This is a genomic window from Phyllobacterium sp. 01N428, from assembly GCF_056399405.1.
Window position 1 is genome coordinate 774,938 of record NZ_JBFTRH010000001.1, and the last position, 20,336, is coordinate 795,273.

Here is a 20,336-nt window from a genome sequence, read left to right on the forward strand (position 1 = left end):
CCCTATGTCGCCGCTGATGAAGGCGGCCCGCGTGCTGCTCGGCTGCAGCATCGCCGTTCTGCCCTTGCAGAATACGGCGGCTGCGGAAGACGCTGTCGTAAGGCTCAACCACAGCCAGACCGCTGGCAAGCGGATCAATCTCGGACTGAGCAAGTCGCTCGTCATCGATCTGCCGGCGGATGCCTATGACATTCTCGTGGCCAATCCGTCCGTTGCCGATGCCGTCACCCGTACGGCGCGGCGGATATACCTTTTCGGCAAGATGGTCGGGCAGACCAACATCTTCGTCTTTGGCCCGAATGGCGAGCAGCTCGCAAGCTTCGATCTCGTCATCGAACGCGATGTTGCGGGGCTAGAGGAAAGCCTGCGGAAATATATTCCCGACTCCGACATCAAGGTCGAGTTGATGAACGACAACGTCATCCTCACCGGAACGGTTCAAACGCCGCTCGACGCCAAGCGGGCAAGCGATCTCGCCAACCTTCTCGTTTCCGGCGGTGAAGCAACGACGGGACAATATGCGATCACCGCCTCCGGCCAGGGCGGCACCAATGGCGGCGGCGGGTCGGACGTTGCCATCAGCGACCCGGACGAGGCGCGCCAGAAAAGCAAGATCGTCAATCTCATTCAAATTGCCGGCGACGACCAGGTTACCTTGAAGGTAACAGTGGCTGAAGTCAGCCGCACGGTAATGAAGCAGCTTGGTGTCAATCTCGTCGGCAAGACCAAGTCGGACGGGATATTCTTCAGCTCGACCAACATCGCATCGCTGGCCGGCAAAAGCCTGACAACGTCCGGCGTTACCGTGCCGATATCGATCGGCAGCGCAACCATCGATTCCTACCTGAATGCCATGGAAGTGGCGGGGGTCATGAAGACGCTCGCAGAACCGTCCTTGACCGCCATCTCGGGCGAACAGGCGACGTTCAAGGTCGGCGGCGAATACAACATGATCACCGGCCAAACCTCGAATGCGCAGGGTGCACAGTATCAGCTTACCAAGATCGAATACGGCATCGGCCTCGAGTTCCTGCCCGTCGTCCTCTCACCCGGACGCATAAGCTTGAAGGTACGGACCTCGGTTTCCGAACCGACACTTGAACAATCGATCCCGCTCGGTGCAGGCGTCAATCCGACCTACAACGGAACGACGAACAAGAACCAGGCCCAGAACCTCGCCACCAACATCATCTCACTGCGCAAACGTCTTGCCGACACCACCGTGGAACTGCCCTCGGGCGGCTCGATGATGATCGCCGGCCTAATGCGCGACGACAACCGCGCCGCGATCTCGGGACTGCCTGGAATTTCCAAGATTCCAGTCCTCGGGACCTTGTTCCGCAGCCGCGACTTCATTCGCAACGAGAGCGAACTCGTGATTATCATCACGCCTTATCTGGTGCGTCCGGTCGCCCGCACAGCGCTTGCAAGGCCTGACGACAATCTCAATCCAGCCAGCGATGCCGCCGGCATCTTCCTCGGCAAGGTCAATCGTGTCTACGGCACGAAGGAAGCCAGCCTGCCTGAAGGTCGATACGAAGGCACCATCGGTTACATTTACAAGTAAGCAGGGACGCGGACATGTCTGACACAACCACCATTCGTCGTATAAAGCCCGTCCTTGCATTGCTCGCCGTAACCCTGCTTGCAGGTTGCGCACCACGCGAGATGACGGGGAGCATTCCGGACGACTATCGCACCAACCATCCGATAATCATCTCCGAGAAGGAGCAGGTCGCCGATATTCCGGTCGGCCATGCTGACCGCAAACTATCGATTACGCAGCGAAGCATCGTCGAACAGGTCATCGCCAATTATCGGGCCAACGGTTCCGGCATGGTTCACATCCTGTTGCCGGCGGGTTCGCCCAACGAACGCGCTGCGGCCGGCCTGCGCGACGATATCGCCGCAGTTCTGCGCAAGGGCGGGGTCAAGCCGTTCAACATAAACAGTGAGCGCTACAGCGCAGGCTCCTCGGACTCAGCGCCGATCAGGCTTTCTTATTCGGCAATGACGGCCTCCACGCACCCCTGCGGTCAATGGCCGAAGGATTTGCTCGAGACGGCCGATAATCGCCACTACGCGAATTTCGGCTGCGCCAGCCAGAATAATCTCGCCGCCCAGATTGCAAACCCTGCCGACCTTCTTGGACCACGGGCATCTTCGCCGATCGATGCGGAGCGCCGCAACATCGTGATCGAGGATTATCGCGGGGTTCCGTCCGACAGGCCGCATACGCCAAGCGCAGCAGAAGTCGATTATTCGTGGTGACCAACTCCCTGAAACGCGGAATCTGAAGATGAGTCTAGCCTTTGACATAGAAGACCCGGCAGGCGGAGGTACAGAGCGGTCAGCGGGCCTGCATGCCTATCGTCCGGTCCCGCGCATATCGATCGAAGCTTTTTGCGAGACCGATGCGGTCGCACGCCAGATCGCCAAGGCCAATGAAGACCGGCGCATGGCCAAGACCCATGCCCAGATTCACATGGGAGGTGTCGCGACTGCCGTTGAAATGTTCCAGACGGTGCCGACGCCCAATCTGATCCTCCTCGAAACCTCGGCAGCGCCGCGGGACATGCTGCAAAGCCTTTCCACCCTGTCGGAAGTGTGCGACCCCAGCACCAAGGTCGTCATTATCGGTCATTTCAACGACGTCGCCCTCTACCGCGAGCTGATCAGGAACGGTATTTCCGAATATATGATCGCGCCGATCGAGCTGGCCGACATCATCGGCGTCATCGGCACGCTGTTCGTCGATCCCGAGGCTAAGCCGCTGGGCAGTGCAATAGCCTTCATAGGTGCAAAGGGAGGCGTCGGCGCCTCGACGCTCGCGCACAATATCGCGTGGTCGATTTCCTCACTGTTCAAAAGCGAGGTCGTCATCGTTGACATGGACCTGCCCTATGGCACTGCGAACATCAATTTCGACCAGGACCCGGCACAGGGCATTGCCGAAGCCGTGTTTTCGCCGGAACGCATCGACGACGTCTACCTCGACAGGCTGCTTGCGCAATGCGCTGAAAATCTCTCGCTCCTCGCGGCACCATCGACGCTCGATCGCGTCTTCGACTTCCGCGATGACTCCTTTGCACATCTGATCGATGTCGCGCAGCGTTCGGTCCCGCATGTCATCCTCGATGTGCCGCACTCCTGGAACGGCTGGACGCGCACGACGCTTGCCCGTGCCGACGAGGTTGTGATTGTTGCCTCGCCGGAACTTGCCAATCTGCGCAACACCAAGAACCTCCTCGACACGCTTAAGCAGCTTCGCCCTAACGATGCGCCGCCACGGCTCATCCTCAATCAGGTCGGCGTGCCGAAGCGTCCCGAAATTGCGCCGCTCGAATTCTGTGGTCCGCTCGGCATCCCGGCGATGGCGACCCTTCCTTTTGAACCGGCACTGTTCGGCAGTGCCGCCAACAATGGACGGATGCTTGCTGAGACGGACGCGGCCAATCCCATTGTTCAGACCATCAATGAAATGGCCCATATCTTGACGGGCCGCATGACGCACAAAGCCAGGAAGAAGCCGGGACTGAAAGCCGTCTTCTCCAAGCTGACGCGCAAGAAATAGCGAGATCGAAGAGGCATCATGTTCGGTAAGCGCGGTGGAGGAAATCAACAGGTCCAGGAGTTTCGTGCCCCGGCGATGGAAGCGGCGCTGCCGCTTGGCAATATTGCGGCCGAGGCATCCCGCTTGCCGCGCGACATATTGGAGCCGAAACGCCAACCGGCTGAAGCCGCAAAGCCGATCGTCGTGCTCCGCGAGAAGAACGAAGCCTATTACGACACGAAATCGCAGGTCTTCACGGCGCTGATCGACACGATCGATCTTGCGCAATTGTCGAAACTCGATCCCGATGTCGCACGCGAGGAAATTCGCGATATCGTCAACGACATCATCGCGATCAAGAACTTTGCCATGTCGATCTCCGAGCAGGAGGAACTGCTCGACGATATCTGCAACGACGTACTCGGCTATGGACCGCTCGAACCATTGCTCGCACGCGACGACATCGCCGACATCATGGTCAATGGCGCGCGCAAGACCTATATCGAAGTGCAGGGCAAGGTGCAGGAATCAGGTGTAAGATTCCGCGACAATCAGCAGCTTCTCAATATTTGCCAGCGCATCGTGAGCCAGGTCGGCCGCCGCGTCGATGAATCAAGCCCCATATGCGACGCGCGCCTGCCGGATGGCTCGCGCGTCAACGTGATTGCGCCTCCGCTCGCAATCGACGGGCCGGTCCTCACCATTCGTAAATTCAAGAAGGACAAGCTGACGCTCGATCAACTCGTGCGCTTCGGCGCGATTTCGCCGGCCGGTGCCGAACTGCTGCAGATCATTGGCCGCGTCCGCTGCAATCTCGTCATTTCCGGCGGTACCGGCTCGGGCAAGACGACGCTCCTCAACTGCCTGACGAATTATATCGACAAGGACGAGCGCGTCATCACCTGCGAGGACTCGGCCGAATTGCAACTGCAGCAGCCGCATGTGGTGCGTCTCGAAACACGCCCGCCCAATCTTGAGGGCGAGGGCGAGGTCACGATGCGCGATCTCGTCAAGAACTGCCTGCGCATGCGCCCCGAGCGGATCATCGTCGGCGAGGTGCGCGGACCGGAGGTATTCGATCTGCTTTCCGCGATGAACACCGGTCACGACGGTTCGATGGGAACGATCCACTCGAACAGTCCGCGCGAGTGCCTGAGCCGTATCGAATCCATGATCGCCATGGGCGGCTTTTCGCTGCCGCAAAGGACAGTGCGAGAAATCATCGTCGGCTCGGTCGATGTCATCATCCAGGCGGCGCGTCTGCGGGACGGCTCGCGGCGCATCACGCATGTGACCGAAGTCATCGGCATGGAAGGCGACGTCATCATCACGCAGGACCTCGTCGTCTACCAGATCACCGGCGAGGATGCGAATGGCCGCCTTATCGGCAAGCATGTTTCGACGGGTATTGCGAGGCCGCATTTCTGGGAGCGCGCGCGCTATTTCAACGAAGATCGCCGCCTCGCCCAGGCGCTTGATTCCATGGAAATCATGCAGGGATGACGACGCCGGGAGAATTCCACCATGTTTGGGCTTAGCCTTCCGCAGATCGTCTTCGTTGCCCTGGTAGCGTTGACCTTCGCAGCACTTGCCTACGTCTTCTTCTTCGATTCGATCGCATCGCAGAAGCGGACGGAGGAACGGCTGAACTCCGTGAAACTCTCTGCCAGCGAAAGCATGGGCAAGTTTGTGGTCCGCGACAAGCTAGCAGAGGCGCAGAAGCGCCGGAGGTCCGTTCAGGATACGCTCAAGGATATCGAGAAGCGCCAGAAACAGCGGGACAAGAACGCCAAGTCGCCGCCCTTGAAGATGCTGCTCATGCAGGCCGGGATGAAGGTGACTGTTCAGCGCTTTTATATCTACTCCGCAGTGGTTGGCGTTGTCGTCACTTTCGCCGGGCTTTTCCTCGGCTCGCCGCTCTATCTTGCACCGGGCTTGCTGCTTGCCGGCATCTTCGGCCTGCCACGCTGGTTCGTCTATTATCGCCGCGGCCGCCGGATAAAGGCGTTTCTCAAGGAGTTTCCGAACGCGATCGATGTCATCGTGCGAGCGCTTCGATCCGGCCTGCCGCTCAATGACGGTATCCGGCTCATTGCCCAGGAGGCGCAAGAGCCGGTCAAGGCCGAGTTTCGCCGCATGGTCGATGCGCAGCAGGTCGGCGTGAGCATCCCGGAATCCGCGATGCGAATGGCCGAATACATGCCTTGTCCAGAAGCGAGTTTTTTCGGGATCGTGATCCAGATTCAGTCGCAGGCCGGTGGCAACCTATCCGAAGCGCTCGGCAATCTTTCCCGCGTGCTCCGCGATCGCAAGAAGATGGCGGCCAAGGTTCAGGCGCTGTCCATGGAGGCCAAGGCCTCTGCCTATATCATCGGTTCACTGCCCTTTGCGGTTGCCTTGCTCGTCTACCTGTCGAGCCCCGATTACATCATGGTTCTGTTCACGACCGACACTGGTCACGTCATCATGGGCTGCGCCGCCGTCTGGATGTCACTCGGGATCCTGGTCATGAAAAAAATGATCAACTTCAAGTTCTGAGCGGGAAAGTCGAGGCCCATCAATGATCACCACCATCGCCAAAGCCATGCACAACCCCGCCTTTATCTTTGCGGTGCTCGTTGGCATATCGATATTTGCTACGCTCATGACTTTTCTGATGCCGATGTTCTCCGGCACCAGCCTGAAGACGCGGATGAAGTCGGTTGCCCTGGAACGCGACCAGATCAGGTCGCGCGAACGGGCCCGAATGGCCGCGGATGCGGAGACGCGGCGTAAGAATGGAGCAAGTTCATTGCGCGTGACCGAGCGGCAGGGCGTCAGGCAACTGGTCGAGCGGCTTGATCTCCAGCGCGCGCTTGCCGACGAGAACACCGTCAACTCTCTGCGTATTGCCGGCTTTCGCGGGCAAAACGCCCTCAATATCTTCCTTGCGGCTCGCTTCGGCCTGCCCTTTGTCACGCTCGGCCTGACGACATTGTGGATCTTCGGCATGGACGGCCTTGCCGCACAGTCGACCATGATACGGATGGCCGCCTGCTTCGCCGGTGCCTATGTCGGCTTCTACTTGCCCAATCTCTACGTCAAGAACGTCGGATCCAAGCGGCAGCAGTCGATCAAGCTTGCCTGGCCGGATGCACTCGATCTGATGTTGATCTGCGTCGAATCCGGCATGTCGATCGAGGCAGCGTTCAAGAAGGTTTCCGAGGAAATCGGCGCGCAATCCGCAGAACTTGCCGAAGAACTGGTACTGACAAATGCCGAACTGTCGTTCCTGCCGGAGCGCCGGCAGGCGTATGAGAACCTTGCCAACCGCACCGGGCTCGAACCGGTCAAATCCGTCGTCCAGGCACTGACCCAATCGGAACGCTACGGTACTTCGATCGGCGGTGCGCTGCGCGTCCTTTCCGATGAAAGCCGCGACGCCCGCCTGATGGAAGCCGAGAAGAAAGCTGCGGCGCTGCCGCCGAAGCTCACCGTACCGATGATCGTCTTCCTGCTGCCGGTGCTATTCGCTGTGATCCTGGGGCCGGCCTTCATCCAGATTTCCGCCCAAGGCGGTATCTTTGGGGACGCAACACCGAAATAAATCGAAGCGTTTCCATCAACGAAAAAGCCGCCCGATACAGGCGGCTTTCTTTTTATTGGTCGGCCTGGTGGCACTCAGCCTTTCGGCTTTGCCTTATCCTTGTCTTTCAGCATGGTCCAGGAATTCTGCTGGGCCAGCATGGTGCGCAGATATTTGACGTTGGCTTGCGCCTGTTGCGGCGACAATTCCTGGTTGGCAATGGTCTCGGCTTCGTCGAAGCGACCCTGGAGACCGACCACGAGCGCAAGGTTCTGGCGGACGCGGCTGTCGGACCCCGGTGCCTTCACCGCCTGGCGCATGTAGTTTTCGGCACTGGCAAGATCGCCCGAGAGGACGTAGGACATGCCGAGATTCGAAAGGATCGAGGCTTCGTTGGGGTTGATCTGCAGCGCCTGCCGATAGAGGTCGCGGGCTTCGCTTTCCTTGCCCAACTGGTCGAGGATAGCGCCTTGCGCCGACAAGAGCTTCCAGTCCGGATATTCCGGCGTCTGCGCCCGTCGCAACGCATCAAGCGCTGCTTCGAACTCGCCGGCGCTTGCCAGCGCCTTGCCGTAGGCGGCGAGCACGTCCCGATCCTGCGGGTAGGCGATGGCGAGGCTGCGCATGACGGCAAGGGCCTGATCGCTGCGGTTGGTCATCCTGAGGACCGCGGCAAACTTCATCGCCGTGACCTTGTCCTTTGGATTAGCCTGATAGCGCGAACCGAGGCTGGTCGATGCCTGCATCAACTGCTGTTCGTTCATCTGGTCGAAATCGCCGCTCGCGCTCGTTGCCGTCGCCGCTACAGCGGGTGAAATGGAACCTGTCGTCGTCTTGTCGGTCGTCGTGCAGCCCGATATGCCTGCCACGAGCCCCGCTATCGCCACAGAGAAAAGCATGCGGCGATTACGTTGAATAATGCCTGCGATTACCATAGTTTGCCCCGTACCCACACAAATCAGCTGTGTTAACCCAATCCCAGGACTAGAAATATTCTGTTAACCCTAACGGACCGTTAACGACGCGCGGTGCAGCACAAGAATGACCAAGGAGAAATTCGCCGATGCCGATTGAAATCAAAGGCAAAATGCCCGATGGCAGCAAACCCGTCTGGCTGGTGCGAAGCGGCGGACTGAACGATGCGGGACTAGACGACCGTGCGCTGAACTGGGCCAAGGCAAACGGTTTTGATGGTCAGTCCGCGCGCCTGTTAATCATTCCCAACGACAAGGGTGAAGTTGCCGGAGCGTTGCTCGGTACCGGCAAAGACGATGCACGTCTCGTGGCCGGCAAGCTTGCAACGGGACTGCCCAAGGGGAGCTGGCATTTTGCCAATGTCGTGGGCGAGCCCAACCTTGCCGCGCTCGGCTTTCTACTCGGCGGTTACAAGTTCACAAAATATGGCAAAAAGGACGAGCTGGATGTGACGCTTGCCTCGCCTGCAGGCGCCGACAAGGTCGATGTGAGGCGTCTTGCCAATGCCGTCACCCTGGCTCGCGATCTGATCAACACGCCGACGAACGATATGGGCCCCGAGGCGCTGGAACAGGCAGTCCGCAAGGTTGCCGATAGCTACAAGGCTTCGGTGAACGTCATCAAGGGCGACGCACTTCTCAAGCAGAACTTTCCGATGATCCATGCCGTCGGTCGTGCGGGGAGCGAGGAACCCCGCCTGATCGACGTCGAATGGGGCAAGAAGGATGCGCCGCGTGTGACCCTTGTGGGCAAGGGCGTTTGCTTCGATACCGGCGGGCTCGATATCAAGCCCTCGAGCAGCATGCTTTTGATGAAGAAGGACATGGGTGGAGCGGCCAATGTCCTGGCGCTTGCGAGCCTCATCATGGATGCGAAGTTGCCGGTGCGGCTGCGCGTCCTGATCCCGGCTGTCGAGAATTCGATCTCGGCCAATGCATTCCGACCAAGCGATATCCTTGCAAGCCGCAAGGGTTTGACTGTCGAGATCGGCAACACCGATGCGGAAGGACGCCTCGTTCTCGCTGATGCGTTGGCGCTTGCGGATGACGAGGAACCGGAAATCCTGATCGACATGGCAACCCTGACCGGCGCAGCCCGCGTCGCGCTTGGCCCGGACCTTCCGCCGTTCTACACCAATGATGAAACGTTCGCCGCCGAGGTCGCGCGGGCCGCGGACACCGTTGCCGATCCTGTCTGGCGCATGCCGTTGTGGCAGGCCTACGAAAGCAAACTGTCCTCCCGCGTGGCGGACACCAACAATGTCACCACCGATGGCTTTGCCGGATCGATTACCGCGGCGCTCTTCCTGCAGAAATTCGTCGGCAAGGCCAAGGTGTGGGCGCATTTCGATATTTATGGCTGGAATCCCGTCGAGAAACCGCATTCCCCGGTTGGTGGCGAGGCCCAGGCGATACGCGCCCTTTACCATCTTCTGAAGCATCGTTATCCCAGCAAATGAACGGCTTGCCTGGGTCGGCCAAGGGGGTAAAATGGAACGGAACCGAAATGATCTCGGATGCCGTCCATGTTCATCGAACTGAAGCCTATCCAGGCATTGACGCTGTGGAAGGAAATCGCGATCTCGGAGGTGCGCGATGATGCGCATGACCTTACGTTGCGGCAGATGGCTGTCTTGTTGACGGTGTATCTCGAGCCGCCGCCGCACACGATACGCGGCATGGCGGTGAAACTCGGCGTTACCAAGCCGGTTATAACCCGCGCGCTCGATACGATGGGCGGTTATGGTCTGGTTGACCGTCATCGCGATGAGAAGGACAAGCGCAACGTTCTCGTCAAGAGAACGGTAAAAGGTGCGCTTTATGTTGAAAAGCTTGGCGATCTCGTGATCGCCAAGGCAAGAGGATTACCGCTTTGACAGATCCCACAGTCTCGCTCGACAAACGACTGAATGCATACCGGCCCGACCTCGCCGACGAAAGCCTGCGTGGGCTGGTGCAGGCGGAACGCTTTGTTCCCGGCAAGCCCATGCGCATTGCCGACCCGGTGGTCGATGTGAGATCCGAGCCGCGCGGCGATGCCCCCATCACCACGCAATTCCTTTATGGCGACGACGTCCTCGTTTTCGAGGACGACAATGGCTGGTGCTGGATACAGAATGAGCGCGACGGCTATGTGGGCTATGTGGTCGATACGAGTCTCGACCGGCGAACCGGCGATCCCACGCATATCGTCATTGCCCCGCGCACCTTCGTCTATCCCGGATCCGATCTGAAATTCCCGCGCACCAAAGCCCTGTCGATGGGTTCGCTTGTTACGATTACGGGCGGTGAGGAACGGCGGGGCACACTCTATGCCATGCTGCCGAGCGGTGAGGCGATCATCGCCAAGCATCTGGTGCCGATCGACGAGGTTGCGGAAGACCACGTGGCCGTCGCCGAGACGCTGATGCACACGCCCTATCTCTGGGGTGGCGTTTCAGGCTTCGGCATCGATTGCTCGGGCCTCGTTCAGCTGGCATTGCTCATGACCGGGCAGGGCGTCCTGCGGGATTCGGACATGCAGGCCGCCTCGATCGGCCAGGCGATCGAACCGGACCCGGACTACCACAATCTCAGGCGCGGCGATTTCGTCTTCTGGAAGGGCCACGCCGCAATGATGGCAAGCCACTCGACGCTGCTCCACGCCAGCGGACATACGATGACCGTAACGCTTGAGCCATTGCGCGACGCGATCGAACGCATCGCTTATCTCTACGGCAAGCCGACCGTGGTCCGTCGCCTCACGTGATATGCCCGCCACCTGCGCAGCGGGCACAACCCGTTCGCGCAATCAGGCGGCGGTGAGTTCGCTCACCTGCCGCAAGGTGCGGATGATCTGGAGGCAGGCCCGCGCCGCCTCCTGACCCTTCACGAGGAAGTGCCGCGTGAAGAAATCGATATGCTGCTCGGTCTCCTGGAAGTGGTGCGGCGTCAGAACGGCCGACAGCATCGGCACGCCTGTTTGCATCTGCGCGGTCAAAAGCGCGCTAACGACCGAGCCGGCGACGAAATCGTGCCGGTAGATGCCGCCATCGACGACGAGCCCGGTAGCGATAATGGCGTCGTAACGGCCGCTTTCAGCAAGTTTTTTGGCGAGGAGCGGGATGTCAAACGAGCCGGGCACGTCGAAGACATCGAAGCGGGCCGGTGTCACACCTTGCCTGAGCAGTTCTTCCTCGAAGCCGAGGCGGCACTGGTCGACAATGTTTGCATGCCATCGCGCCTGCACAAAGGCGATACGCGGGGCTGGGTCTTGGGGAACGTTATTCTGGAACTGATCCATGTCTTTCTCCTTCGAGTGGACGTGAATCAGGGCACAACCAAAAAGGCGCAAGGCTGACACGGGGCCAGCCTTCACTTTCGATTGTTCTCTTTCATCCGGACTATACCGTCGGCTTCGGAATTGCACCGAAATCTGCTGACCCTTCCGGATGACCGGGAGGCGCTCGCGGGCTCGCACCAGACATCGGGTGATGCCAGGTGATTACCGCCGGTGGGGAATCTCACCCCGCCCTGAGAACACTAACGGTTGCACCCTAGTGAATTGGTCCGGGTGGTCAAGCTCGAAGCTGCCTAGAGCAACACGGGTACTCTAGTATTGGGCGGCGCGGTCGACGATATTCTTCAACGGTTCGCCGCGTTCGAAGGATTCGATCTGGGCAACGATCTCCGGAACGAGTGCCTGCGGGCTGGAGCTTGCCGCCGCGTGCGGAGTGATCGTTACCTGCGGATGCGTCCACAGCGGGCTGTCCTTCGGCAGGGGCTCGCGGTTGAACACATCGAGCGTCACCGCTGAAAGCATGCCCCGGTCGAGCGCCGCGAGAATATCGGGCTCGTTCTGCAGCCCGCCGCGTCCGGCATTGATCAGCGTCGGTGCGCCTAGCGGCCCGTGCTGCTTCATCTGCGCGAACATGGTCATGGAAAGAATGCTCTTGGTGTCGGGCGTCAGCGGCAGGAGGCTGACGACGATATCGACATCCTTGAGGAAGTCCTTGAGGCCGTCCTTGCCGTAATAGGTCGTAATACCTTCCATGGTCTGCAGGCGGCGGCTCCATCCGCTGACGCGGAAGCCGAGCGCGCGCAGCTTCTGCGCCGCATCGCGGCCAAGCACGCCGAGCCCGAGAATGCCGACATTCACCTCGTGCGCCGCGGGCTGGCGCCGATCTTCATGCCAGACGCGCTGGCCCTGCTGCTGGCGATAGCGCATGCCGAGCCGGTGATGGTCGAGTACCTGCCACACCACATATTCGCTCATGCGCATGGTCAGGTCCGGTGAGACGATTCTTACGATCGGCACGTCCGGTATCTGCTGGTCGTGGAAAATGTGATCGACGCCGGCACCGAGCGAGAAAATAACATCGAGGTTAGGCAAGCCGGCCAGCGAGCCCTGGCGCTGTTTCCAGACGAGCGCGTAGCGGATCTTATCCTTGTCCGTCGAGTTGAGAACCAGTTTGCGTTTCGGCGCGGCCTTGGCAAATTCGGACACCCAAACGTCCGGGTCCCATCCCGTCACGGCCAAAAGGATCGTATCGGTTGCATTGCCAGTCATTCACTCACCGCTCCCTGTTCGGCAGTTTCTATCCTGAAGGCCGCCGCTATCAGGGCTCTCGTATACTCGGTCTTGGGCCGCGCAAAAATCTCCTCCGACGGCCCGTATTCCACTGCCTTGCCATTGCGCATCACCAGCACCTCATTGGCAAGCGCCTTCACCACCTTGAGATCGTGGCTGATGAAAAGATAAGCCAGATTGTGCTTCTGCTGCAATGTGCGCAAAAGGTCGACAACCTGCTCCTGGACGCTCATGTCGAGCGCCGATGTTGGCTCGTCGAGCATGACGAAGCGCGGGTTGAGCACCATGGCGCGTGCGAGGGCGATACGCTGGCGCTGGCCCCCGGAAAACTCGTGCGGATAGCGGAAGCGATTCTCCGGGTCGAGGTTGACCTCCTTCAGGGCGGCGACGACCCGCGCGTCGCGCTCATCGGCGGAGAGCTTTGGTTCGTGCACTTCAAGACCCTCTGCAATGATATCGGCCACCGACATGCGCGGCGACAACGATCCATAGGGATCCTGAAAAACGATCTGCAATTCGCGGCGCAGCGGCCGCATCTCGCGGAATGAAAATTTGTTGATGTCCGTCTCGCCGAAGCGGATGACCCCTTCCGACGATATCATGCGCGACAGGGCCAGGCCGAGCGTGGTCTTGCCCGACCCGGATTCGCCAACGACGCCAAGAGTCTGGCCGGCGCGGATCGTTACATCGATGCCGTCGACCGCCTTTACATGATCGACCGTCTTACGCAGGAAGCCCTGCTTGATCGGGAACCAGACCTTGATATTTTCGCCGCGCATGACCGGCGCCGCCGCAGCATTTGCCGCCGGCGGGTTGCCCTTCGGCTCGGCGGCGAGAAGGTGGCGCGTATAGGGGTGCTGCGGGTTTTCGAATATCTCCCGCGTCGGGCCGGTTTCGACGATCTTCCCGCCGGTCATCACGCAGACGCGATCTGCGATCTTGCGCACGATGCCGAGGTCGTGGGTGATGAACAGCATCGACATGCCCTGCGCTGACTTGAGATCGGCAAGAAGCTTCAAAATCTGCGCCTGCACGGTGACATCGAGGGCGGTGGTCGGCTCGTCGGCGATCAGGAGCTTCGGCTTGTTGGCAAGCGCCATGGCGATCATCACGCGCTGGCGCTGCCCGCCGGACAATTGGTGCGGATAGGCGTTCATGCGCTTTTCCGGGTCGCGAATGCCGACTTCCTCCAGCAGCGCAAGGGTGCGCTGCCGCGCCGCCTTGTCAGCCATGCCCTGGTGCAGCTTGAGGATTTCGCTGATCTGGTCCTCGATCGTGTGGAGCGGATTGAGCGACGTCATCGGCTCCTGGAAGATCATGGTGATGTCGTTACCGCGCACCCGGCGCAGCTCGTTCTCGCTACTCGCAAGAAGATCCTTGCCGCCGAACAGAATTTGTCCTGACGGGTGCGACGCCGGCGGATAGGGCAGAAGCTTCAGGACCGACAGGGCCGTGACCGATTTGCCGGAGCCGGATTCGCCGACGAGCGCCACGGTCTCGCGCTCGCCGATATCGAAGGATATGCGATCCACGGCAAGCGTCTCCTTGCCGCCCTGCGAGAAGGCTACGGAAAGATCGCGAACTGAAAGAAGCGGGGCGGTCATTTGAATGCCTTGCGCGGGTCAAAGGCATCGCGCGTGGCTTCGCCGACGAAGATGAGCAAGGACAGCATCAGCGAAATCACGATGAAGCCGGTAAGCCCCAGCCAGGGCGCCTGCAGATTGTTCTTGCCCTGTGCGAGCAATTCGCCGAGCGAGGGCGATCCCGGGGGCAGGCCGAAGCCGAGGAAGTCGAGCGAAGTCAATGTCGTGATCGATCCGTTGAGAATGAACGGCAGGAAGGTCAGCGTCGTTACCATGGCGTTCGGCAAAAGGTGGCGGAACATGATGGTCCGGTTGCGCACGCCAAGCGCCCGTGCGGCGTTGACATATTCGAAGTTGCGGGCGCGCAGAAACTCGGCGCGGACGATGCCGACGAAGCTCACCCACGAGAACAGCAGCATGATGCACAAGAGGATCCAGAAGCCCGGCGGCAGGATCGAAGCCATGATCAGAAGCAGGTAAAGCGTCGGCACCGAAGACCATATCTCGATGAAACGCTGCGCGGTGAGGTCGAGCCAGCCGCCGAAATAGCCCTGCAGTGCGCCGGCGGTGACGCCGATCACGGCAGAGGCTGCGGTCAGGATCAGGCCGAAGAGCACCGAGATGCGGAACCCGTAGAGTGCCCTGGCAAAGACGTCGCGCGCCTGATCGTCCGTGCCGAGAATATTCATGTTGCCGAAAACACAGTTTGGATCGTCCACGCCTTGCGGATAGCGGGCGCAGCGCTCCTCCGGCGTAAACAGCCAGAACGGCTTGGATGGCGCCGTATCGGGCAGTTCATTATTGACCGTCCGATAGGAATAGCGGACCGGTGGCCAGATCGACCAGCCATTGCGGTTGATCTCCTCCTGGATCACCGGATCGCGATAGTCAGTCACGGCGTAAAAGCCGCCGAATTTCTCTTCCGGATAATCGACGAGGACTGGAAACAGGATCTCGCCCTTGTAGGAAACAAAGATCGGCTTGTCGTTGGCGATGAACTCGGCAAGGAGCGAAGCAACGAACAGGAAGAGGAAGATCCACAGGGCCCACCAGCCGCGCCGGTTCGCCTTGAAGTTCTGCCAGCGCCGGGCATTTAGTGGCGAAAGTCGCGGTCGTTTGGCGGGAAGGGTTGGGCTCGTGCCGATAATATCGGTCATCAGACATCCCTCCGCTCAAAGTCGATGCGCGGATCGATCCATGTATAGAGAAGATCGGATAGCAGGCTGACGACGACGCCGACAAGGGCGAAGATGTAGACGGTCGCGATCACCACGGGATAATCGCGGTTGATAATCGATTCGTAGCCGAGAAGGCCAAGTCCATCGAGCGAAAAAATCGCCTCGATCAGGAGCTGGCCGGTAAAGAAGATCGAGATGAAGGCGCTCGGAAATCCGGAAATGACAATGAGCATCGCATTGCGGAAGACATGGCCGTAAAGAATACGGCGTTCACTGAGGCCCTTGGCGCGCGCCGTCGTCACATATTGTTTGCGGATTTCGTCGAGGAACGAGTTCTTGGTCAGAAGCGTCGTCGTCGCAAAGGCGGAAAGCAGCATGGCCGTCAGCGGCAGGGCGAGGTGCCATGCGTAGTCGATGATTTTTCCGCCCAGCGACAGCTGTTCAAAATCGTTCGATGTCAGCCCGCGAATTGGAAACCAGTCAAAGAAGGACCCGCCGGCAAAGAATACGATCAGCGCGATGCCGAAGAGGAAGCCTGGTATAGCGTAGCCGACGATGATGATGCCGCTCGTCCATATGTCGAATGACGAGCCGTCCTTGATGGCCTTGCGTATGCCGAGCGGTATCGAGATCATGTAGGAGAGCAGCGTCATCCACAATCCGAGCGATATCGATACCGGCAGCTTCTCCTTGATCAGATTCACGACGCTGATATCGCGGAAATAGCTCTTGCCGAAATCGAAGCGCACATAGTTCCATACCAGCAGCCCGAACCGCTCGAGCGGGGGCCTGTCGAGTCCGAACTGCTTCTCGAGGCTGGCGATGAATGCAGGGTCGAGCCCCTGCGCGCCGCGGTATTTCGAATTGCCTTCGCCGAGGCCAAGCTGTTCCTGTGACTGGCCAAGGTCAGCGCCACCGCCGCCGATGCGGTCCATGGCATTGCCGCCCTGGCCGGTTAGCTGGCCGATGATGCGCTCGACCGGGCCGCCTGGCACGAATTGCACGATCACGAAGCAGACAAGCAGGACGCCGAAAAGTGTGGGAACCATCAACAGGAGGCGGCGGAGAATATAGGCTCCCATCAGGCAACGGCTCCGCCCAAGATTAAATCGATAGACGAAACGCGCGGGACGTCCCCTTGATCTTCAAGCCTTGCCAATAGCCTTTGCCTTTGCTTCATCGAACCACCACAGCGACTCAACCGGAAAGCCATAATCGGGGTTGGGCTCCTTGAAGCCGAACATGTCCCAATAGGCGACGAGGTGATTCGCTGAGTACCAATTTGGAATCCAGTCGCGTCTTATACGCAAGAGTCGATCGAGAACACGCATGACTGTGACCAAATCGTCGCGGGAACGCGCTTCGCCAACCTTTTCGATCAGCGCGTCGATAACGGGATCGGCGATTCCGGGAAGGTTATAGGAACCCGGCGCCGAGGCGGACCGCGAGCCAAACATCGATGTGAGCGACTCCGACGTCGGGGTCGCGTTCAGCATGACGGCCACACCGATAATGTCGAAATCGAAATCCTGAACTCGAAGCTGGTATTGAGCCGGATCGACAAGACGCAGGGAGGCATTGACGCCGATTGCCTGGAGATTGTTGATGAAAGGCGAATAAGAGCGGGTGAATACCTCCGCCTGGATCAGTATTTCGAGGTCGAACGATTTGCCGGCACCGTCGACAAATCGGTTGTTCTCACGTTTGAACCCTGCTTCCTGTAGAAGCTCGACAGCGCGGCGTAAATTCTTGCGGTCGCGCCCTGAGCCATCGGTCGTCGACTGGATCACCGCTTCGCCGAAAATGCCCTCCGGCAGGCGATCGCGCAGCGGCTCCATTATGGCAAGTTCCTGCGGGGAGGGCATGCCGTTCGAACGAAAGTCCGACATCTCGAACAGCGACTGCGACTGCTCGTACATGCCATAGAACAGGTTCTTCCGGGTCCACGCGAAGTCGAAGCACAGCGCAATGGCCTCCCGCACCTTCGGATTGCGAAAGCGCTCCCGCCGCTGGTTGACCGCCCATGCTTGCAAGTGCGGACGTTTCTCGTCGGGAAACTCGCGCTGGATCACGCGCTTCTGCTGGATGGCCGGGAAATTATACTCGGTGACCCAAGTCTTTGCCGTGTGCTCCATGCGCCAGAATATGTCACCCTTCTTGAAGGCTTCGAACTCGGGCTGGCGGTCGCGGTAGAACTCAATCTTGATCGTATCGAAGTGATTCAGGCCGCGCCGTACCGGAAGGTCCTTCGCCCAGTATTCATCCACACGCTCGTATTCGATGCCCTTGCCCGGTGCCATCCGGCCGACACGATAAGGGCCGGAGCCGAGCGGTGTCTCGAGCGTCGATGCATCGAACGCGCGGCCCGCAAACCACGCCTTCGAAAGAATCGGCATGTTGCTGGCGATATCGAGAATCGCGCGGTCGGAATGTTTGCCGGTAAACGCGATGCGCAGCGTTTGGTCATCCTCGGCGACGATCTCCTTCATCTCGGTCAGCAACAGCAGAAGCTCCGGATGCCCTTTCTCCTTGATCGACTGGAAACTGAAGACGACGTCGTGGGCCGTTAGGGGAGACCCATCGTGGAAACGCGCTGCGGGGCGCAGTTTGAAGGTGAATGTTTTGCGATCGGCCGTGACAGTGACGCTCTCCGCGACGAGGCCGTAGATCGAGTCCGGCTCGTCGAGCGCTTCCTCCATCAGCGTGTCGTAGCAGATTTCCATGCGCGGCGGCGCATCACCCTTGGCCGAATAGGTATTGAGCGTGTTGAAGGTCTGTGGCGACTGATTATAGAGCCAGTTCGCCGGAGAAAAGGCGAAGGTCCCGCCCTTCGGCGCATCCGGGTTGGCATAGTCGAAGTTTTTGAAATCCTTCGGGTATTTCAACTCGCCAAACGCCGATAGACCGTGCAGCGGCACGCCGGTGGCAATCTCGGCGAGTGCGATGCGCGGCGAAAAAGCGGTCAGAAGTGTTGCGCTCGAAAACTTGAGAAGATCGCGCCGGTTGAGCTGCGTCATTCGGCGCGCGCTTTCAACGCCTGCTCCTTGGCCGTGTCGATCCACCAGGAAAACGGGTCGATACCTGCATAGTCCGGCTGTTTTGCCGGCATGCCGAACTTGTTCCAGTAGGCGATCTTGATGCGATCGTCATACCATTGCGGGACGGCGTAGTAGTTCCACAACAGTACCCGGTCGAGTGCGTGGGTGGCGGCGACGAGTTCATCCCTGTCCTTGGCAAAGATGATTCGGTCGATGAGCTTGTCGACGGCCGGATTCTTGATGCCCATATAGTTGCGGCTGCCCGGTGTGTCGGCAGCGCCCGAACCCCAGAAATCGCGTTGCTCGTTGCCCGGCGACAGGCTTTGGGAAAGAACGACGTTCGGGGTGGTGATATCGAAATCGAAATCATTGACCCGGGCGGTATATTGGGCGTTGTCCACGACCCTGATCTGAGCATCGATGCCGAGCTTTCGAAGGCTGGCCATGAAAGGCCCGATAAAGCGCTCATCCGCCGGATCATCCGCCAGGAATTCGATGGTGAATGGTTCGCCGGTCTTGGCATTGACGAGCTTGCCGTTCTTCTGTTCGTAACCCGCGTCGCGCAGCAGCGTGACGGCCTGGCGCAGATTGTCCCGCTGGGATTGGGGCGTATCGTATACGGGCAGCTTGAACTCCTTGGTGAAAACTTCTTCCGGCACGTCGCCCTTCACTGTTTCGAGAATTTCAAGCTCCTTGCCCGTCGGCAGGCCGCTCGATGCGAGTTCCGAACCGGAGAAATAGCTGTTTATGCGCTTGTATTGCCCGAAGAAGAGATTTTTGCTCATGCTCTCGAAATCATAGGCCCAGGTCAGAGCCTGGCGGACGCGCGGATCCTTGAATTTGTCGCGCCGGGTGTTGATCAGGAAACCCTGCATGCGCCCGGATGAACGCAGCGGAAACACGGCCTTGACCACATCGCCGCGCTGGAACGCCGGAAAGTCATAACCGCGCATCCATTTGCCAATACTGGCTTCCGGGCGGTAGTCCTCGAAGCCTCCCTTCTTGAAGGCTTCCCACTCGGCATTCTGGTCGCGGAAATACTCGTAGCGAATACGATCGAAATTGTTGCGGCCGATATTTACCGGCAAGTCCTTGCCCCAATAGTCCGCCACACGGCTCCAGACGATGGTATTGCCGGGTGAGGCGCTCTCGATCTTGTAGGCGGATGAGCCAAGCGGGATTTCTGTCGTTGGCTTGCTTATATCGCGCTTCTTGCCGCTCGCGTCGTTACCCTCCCACCAATGCTTGGGAAGGATCGGGAAATCGCCCATGATACTCGGCAGTTCGCGGTTGCCGCCGCTCGAAAATGTGAACGTTACCTCGTGGTCGCCGGTTTTCTCCGCTTTGGTCACATCGTGATAATACTTATTGTACAGGGGGCTTTGGGCCTTCAGCGTGTCGAACGACCAGATGACATCGTCCACGGTGATCGGCTGGCCGTCGTGCCACATTGCAGCGGGGTTCAGCTGAAATTTTACCGAGGAATAGTCATCCGGATAGGCGATAGCCTCGGCGATGAGCCCGTAATTTGTCGCTGGCTGATCGAGGGATTGGCTGAGCAGCGTATCGTAAAGCAAGCCGCCGCCGACGGTAGCAGGCAGCCCCGCTGCTGGCGTTCCCTGCACGACAAAGGGGTTGAGACTGTCAAACGATCCGTAGGCGGTCTGGTTGAGCGTGCCGCCTTTCGGGGCATCGGGATTGACGTAGTCGTAGTGCTTGAAATCGTCGCCGTATTTCGGTTCGCCGAGGACGCTCGCGGCCTTTCTCCATTCGGTTTCCGCAGCCTGGACACTTTGATGGGTAGCAACGGTGAAAGCGGCGAAAAGGGCAAGGCTGGCAACGAGGGGGCGAAATCGCAAATCAGGTCTCCACGGG

At 59.4% G+C, this 20,336-nt stretch carries 17 protein-coding genes and 1 riboswitch; of the genes, 9 read left to right on the plus strand and 8 right to left on the minus strand.

What is annotated here, in order from left to right; all coding sequences use genetic code 11:
* The first annotated feature begins 4 nt into the window (after positions 1 to 4).
* Genes AC1DNI_RS03710 through AC1DNI_RS03735 form a run of 6 tightly spaced genes read left to right on the plus strand, consistent with a single transcriptional unit; the run spans position 5 to position 7,139 of the window.
* The gene (locus AC1DNI_RS03710) at positions 5 to 1,567 is read left to right on the plus strand and encodes a type II and III secretion system protein family protein (protein WP_477691470.1); all 1,563 of its coding nucleotides are present in this window, start codon (positions 5 to 7) and stop codon (positions 1,565 to 1,567) included.
* 14 nt (positions 1,568 to 1,581) lie between these two features.
* On the plus strand, positions 1,582 to 2,271 hold the full coding sequence (locus AC1DNI_RS03715) for a CpaD family pilus assembly protein (RefSeq protein ID WP_091919896.1): 690 nt from the start codon (positions 1,582 to 1,584) through the stop codon (positions 2,269 to 2,271).
* 28 nt (positions 2,272 to 2,299) lie between these two features.
* Complete coding sequence (locus tag AC1DNI_RS03720) at positions 2,300 to 3,574, plus strand: CpaE/TadZ family protein (RefSeq protein WP_477690862.1); 1,275 nt, start codon at positions 2,300 to 2,302, stop codon at positions 3,572 to 3,574.
* 18 nt (positions 3,575 to 3,592) lie between these two features.
* Positions 3,593 to 5,056, plus strand: a complete 1,464-nt coding sequence (locus AC1DNI_RS03725; protein ID WP_027230426.1) for a TadA family conjugal transfer-associated ATPase — start codon at positions 3,593 to 3,595, stop codon at positions 5,054 to 5,056.
* A gap of 21 nt (positions 5,057 to 5,077) precedes the next feature.
* The gene (locus AC1DNI_RS03730) at positions 5,078 to 6,091 is read left to right on the plus strand and encodes a type II secretion system F family protein (RefSeq protein ID WP_477690863.1); all 1,014 of its coding nucleotides are present in this window, start codon (positions 5,078 to 5,080) and stop codon (positions 6,089 to 6,091) included.
* 22 nt (positions 6,092 to 6,113) lie between these two features.
* Entirely contained in the window at positions 6,114 to 7,139 is a 1,026-nt protein-coding gene (locus AC1DNI_RS03735) for a type II secretion system F family protein (protein ID WP_027230424.1), read from the plus strand.
* Positions 7,140 to 7,213: 74 nt separating this feature from the next.
* On the opposite strand, the gene AC1DNI_RS03740 is transcribed toward AC1DNI_RS03735, so the two are convergent.
* Complete coding sequence (locus AC1DNI_RS03740; protein WP_244506739.1) at positions 7,214 to 8,017, minus strand: tetratricopeptide repeat protein; 804 nt, start codon at positions 8,015 to 8,017, stop codon at positions 7,214 to 7,216.
* Between the two features lie 164 nt (positions 8,018 to 8,181).
* On the opposite strand from AC1DNI_RS03740, the gene AC1DNI_RS03745 reads away from it, so the two are divergent.
* The 3 genes from AC1DNI_RS03745 to AC1DNI_RS03755 all read left to right on the plus strand — a co-directional run bounded on the left by AC1DNI_RS03745 (position 8,182) and on the right by AC1DNI_RS03755 (position 10,841).
* Positions 8,182 to 9,552, plus strand: coding sequence for a leucyl aminopeptidase family protein (locus AC1DNI_RS03745; RefSeq protein WP_477690864.1), 1,371 nt, complete (start codon positions 8,182 to 8,184; stop codon positions 9,550 to 9,552).
* A gap of 66 nt (positions 9,553 to 9,618) precedes the next feature.
* Positions 9,619 to 9,969 (plus strand): MarR family transcriptional regulator, encoded by a 351-nt coding sequence (locus tag AC1DNI_RS03750; protein WP_477690865.1) that lies wholly within the window; start codon positions 9,619 to 9,621, stop codon positions 9,967 to 9,969.
* Positions 9,966 to 10,841, plus strand: a complete 876-nt coding sequence (locus AC1DNI_RS03755) for a C40 family peptidase (protein WP_477690866.1) — start codon at positions 9,966 to 9,968, stop codon at positions 10,839 to 10,841. Before AC1DNI_RS03750 ends, AC1DNI_RS03755 begins: the two co-directional genes overlap by 4 nt.
* Positions 10,842 to 10,883: 42 nt before the next feature.
* Here AC1DNI_RS03755 and AC1DNI_RS03760 read toward each other — a convergent pair whose 3' ends face one another.
* The 7 genes from AC1DNI_RS03760 to AC1DNI_RS03790 form a co-directional block, all read right to left on the minus strand.
* A complete protein-coding gene (locus tag AC1DNI_RS03760; RefSeq protein ID WP_477690867.1) occupies positions 10,884 to 11,375 on the minus strand; it encodes a 6,7-dimethyl-8-ribityllumazine synthase in 492 nt (163 codons plus the stop codon).
* A 79-nt stretch (positions 11,376 to 11,454) separates the two neighbouring features.
* Positions 11,455 to 11,617: riboswitch (FMN riboswitch) on the minus strand.
* Positions 11,618 to 11,684: 67 nt separating this feature from the next.
* Complete coding sequence (locus AC1DNI_RS03765) at positions 11,685 to 12,641, minus strand: 2-hydroxyacid dehydrogenase (RefSeq protein WP_477690868.1); 957 nt, start codon at positions 12,639 to 12,641, stop codon at positions 11,685 to 11,687.
* A complete protein-coding gene (locus AC1DNI_RS03770) occupies positions 12,638 to 14,266 on the minus strand; it encodes an ABC transporter ATP-binding protein (RefSeq protein WP_477690869.1) in 1,629 nt (542 codons plus the stop codon). Before AC1DNI_RS03770 ends, AC1DNI_RS03765 begins: the two co-directional genes overlap by 4 nt.
* Positions 14,263 to 15,402, minus strand: coding sequence for an ABC transporter permease (locus AC1DNI_RS03775; RefSeq protein ID WP_477690870.1), 1,140 nt, complete (start codon positions 15,400 to 15,402; stop codon positions 14,263 to 14,265). Before AC1DNI_RS03775 ends, AC1DNI_RS03770 begins: the two co-directional genes overlap by 4 nt.
* Complete coding sequence (locus AC1DNI_RS03780) at positions 15,402 to 16,505, minus strand: microcin C ABC transporter permease YejB (protein WP_091919882.1); 1,104 nt, start codon at positions 16,503 to 16,505, stop codon at positions 15,402 to 15,404. Before AC1DNI_RS03780 ends, AC1DNI_RS03775 begins: the two co-directional genes overlap by 1 nt.
* A gap of 63 nt (positions 16,506 to 16,568) precedes the next feature.
* Positions 16,569 to 18,440: an extracellular solute-binding protein gene (locus AC1DNI_RS03785; protein ID WP_477690871.1), complete on the minus strand. Its 1,872-nt coding sequence runs from the start codon at positions 18,438 to 18,440 to the stop codon at positions 16,569 to 16,571.
* Positions 18,437 to 20,320, minus strand: a complete 1,884-nt coding sequence (locus AC1DNI_RS03790) for an extracellular solute-binding protein (RefSeq protein WP_477690872.1) — start codon at positions 20,318 to 20,320, stop codon at positions 18,437 to 18,439. The genes AC1DNI_RS03785 and AC1DNI_RS03790 overlap by 4 nt, the downstream gene beginning before the upstream one ends.
* Positions 20,321 to 20,336: the final 16 nt, after the last annotated feature.